The organism is uncultured Arenimonas sp., from assembly GCF_963976025.1.
Classification (GTDB): Bacteria; Pseudomonadota; Gammaproteobacteria; order Xanthomonadales; family Xanthomonadaceae; genus Arenimonas.
On the sequence record NZ_CAXBJS010000249.1, the window covers coordinates 1 to 3020 of the forward strand.

Annotated in this window: 2 protein-coding genes; both read left to right on the forward strand. The window is 68.6% G+C overall.

What is annotated here, in order from left to right; all coding sequences use genetic code 11:
* A partial coding sequence (locus AACZ35_RS13620) for a TolC family protein (RefSeq protein WP_339830202.1) occupies window positions 1-1859 on the forward strand: 1859 nt, incomplete at its 5' end.
* Window positions 1856-3020 (forward strand): copper oxidase (locus AACZ35_RS13625; RefSeq protein WP_339830204.1); only part of this gene is annotated, 1165 nt, incomplete at its 3' end. The genes AACZ35_RS13620 and AACZ35_RS13625, both read left to right, overlap by 4 nt.

Below are 3020 nucleotides of genomic sequence, written 5' to 3' on the forward strand. Positions count from 1 at the left end.
GTCAGACTGTACGTTTCCGCCCGGCCGCCCTGGCCGTGGCCCTGAGCGTGGCCCTGAGTGGCTGTGCATCCCTGGCCCCGCGCCCCGGTGACACCGACATCAATGCCCTGCTGGCCGAGCGACGCGGCCCGCAGGTCAAGTGGTCCGCCGTAGGTCAACCGCCCCCAGAACGGCAGGCCATCGACCAGTGGCTCGGCGCCCCGATGACCGCCGAGGCGGCGGTGCGCGTGGCCATGCTGCGTAGTCCCCGCCTGCAGCAGGAATATGCCCGGCTGGGCCTGGCCCGGGCCGACGTGCTCGAGGCCGTGCAGGTCTCCAACCCCACCCTCTCGCTTTCACGGTCCTATCTGGACCCGGGCAGCGGCTACAACCGCTTGGCCAGTCTGACCCTGCCGCTGGCCGACTTGCTCGTGTTGCCGGTGCGCACGCGCCTGGCCCGCGCTGAGTATGAGCGCGCCAAACTCGAAATCGCCGGCGCGGTCCTGAACGTCGCCGCCGACGTGGAGGCCGCCTGGTACACGTACGTGGGTGCCCAGCAAGTCGCGGACATGCGCACGGCGGTGGCCGGCGGCGCAGATGCCGCGGCCGAACTCGCCCAACGATTCTTTGATGCCGGCAACATCAGCGAGTTGCAGCTCAAGCAGGAGCAGGCGGCCGCCAGTGAGGCGCGCATCATCGCCGCCCGGGCCCGCGCGGACGCCGGCCGCGCCCGCCTGACCCTCAACACCCTGCTGGGCCTCAGTGGCGAGGACGCGGCCTGGGCGACCAGCGATCGCCTGCCTATGCCGGTCGGAGCCGAAGACGATCCCCAGCAGTTGGCGGAGCTGGCGCGCACGTCCAGCCTGGAATTGCTCGCGGCCCGCCAGCAGGCCGACATCCTGATGGATGCGCTCGGCATCACGCGCAAGCTGCGTTGGCTGGGCGGCAGCGAAATCGGCTACGAGCGCGAACGTGACGCCGATGGCACGCGCCTTCGCGGCCCGACGCTGGATCTGGAACTACCCATCTTCAACCAGGGCCAAGCCAAACTGGCGCGTGCGGAGGCGTTGCTGGCCGAAGCCCGGGCGCGTGTGGCCCAGGCGGAATTGGGCGTCGATAACGCCGTGCGCCTGGGGGCCGAACAAGTCCGCGAACTGAGCCAGGTCGTGGCAATCCACCGCGAGGCCCTGATCCCGCAGCGTGAAAAGGTGGTCGAGCGCAGCCAGCAAGAGCAGAACTTCATGCTCATCGGAGTGTTCGAGCTTATTCAGGCCAAGGTGCAGGAATACAACGCCTACGAGAGCTACCTCGAGGCCGTGCGCGACTACTGGCTGGCCCGCGTGGAGCTGATGCGGGCCGTTGGCCAGCGCCTGCCCAGCGACGCTGCCATCGGCGATCGCACCCCCAGCGTGCAAGACATCCTGACGCCGTCCGCCCAGGAGGCGATGCCGGGTATGGACCATAGCGGCCACGACATGTCGTCGATGCCCACCGCTCCGGCCGACGCGATGGAGGGCATGGACCACAGCGGTATGGACATGCCGGCGAAGCCGGGCGCGTCGGCGGCTCCAACGCCCGTGCCCACCGATGCCATGGAAGGCATGGAAGGCATGGAAGGCATGGAAGGCATGGACCATAGCGGCATGGACATGTCGGCGAAGCCGGCCGCGCCGGCACCTGCGCCCTCCGATGCAATGGAGGGGATGGATCACAGCCGCATGGACATGCCCGCGACACCGCCCGCGGCGACGCCGCCACCGGTCGACCACTCCATGCATGGTGCTCCGCCGGCCGCCGAACCGCCGACCGAGGCCGAGAAGGAAACCGAGGACGACACCCCCACCCCGCCCGACCACAGCGCCCACGGAGACACCCCATGAAGATCACACGACGCGACATCCTGCTGGGCGCAGGGGCCGGTCTGGTCACGACGGCTGCGACGGGCATGGCCCGCGCCCAGAGTCAGGGCCACGACATGACCCAGATGAAAGAGCCCGCAGCGCCGCCGGAGGCGCCGCCGGTCTCCCGGCCGCGGGCGGGCAAGGTACGCACCCTCAACGGCTGGACCCTGCCCTACCGCATGAACGGCGGCGTCAAGGAATTCCACCTGGTCGCCGAAGAGTTCGAGCACGAGTTCGCGCCCGGCTCCAAGGCAATGTGCTGGGGCTACAACGGCTCCACGCCGGGACCGACCATCGAGGCCGTCGAAGGCGATCGGATCCGCATCTTCGTCACCAATCGCCTGCGCGAAGCCACCACCATCCACTGGCACGGCCTGATCCTGCCCAGCGGCATGGACGGCGTGGGTGGCCTGAACCAGCCGCAGATCAAGCCCGGCGAGACCTTCGCCTACGAGTTCACGCTCAAGCAGCACGGCACCCACATGTACCACCCGCACGCCGACGAGATGGTGCAGATGGCCATGGGCATGATGGGCTTGCTGATCATCCACCCCAAGGGTGGGGAAGCGGTGCGGATCGACCGCGACTACGCCTTCTTGCTGCACAACTTCGCCCTGCACCCGGGCACCCGGCGCCCCGACCCGGCGATCATGCAGGACTTCGATCTGTGGACGTTCAACTCCAAGGTCTACCCGGCGATCGATCCCATCGTGGCGCGTACCGGTGAGCGCGTGCGTATCCGCGTGGGCAACCTGAGCATGTGGAACCACCCGATCCACCTGCACGGCGTGCAGTTCCACGTCACGGGCGGCGACGGCGGTCGGCTCCCGCGCTCCCAGTGGCGCACCGAGGTGACCGAGATCGTCGGCGTCGGCCAGATGCGCGACATCGAGTTCACGGCGGTACCCGGCGACTGGGCATTCCACTGTCACATGTCGCACCACACCATGGGCCCGATGGGCCACGACGTGCCCAACACCATCGGCGTCGATCAGCGTGGCGTGGAAGCCAAGATTCGCCAGATGCTGCCGGGCTACATGGCCATGGGCAAGGACGGCATGGGCGAACACCAGGACCATACCGATGGCGGCATGGCCGGCCCCCCGAACACGCTGGCGATGATGGCCGGCAAGGGTCCGT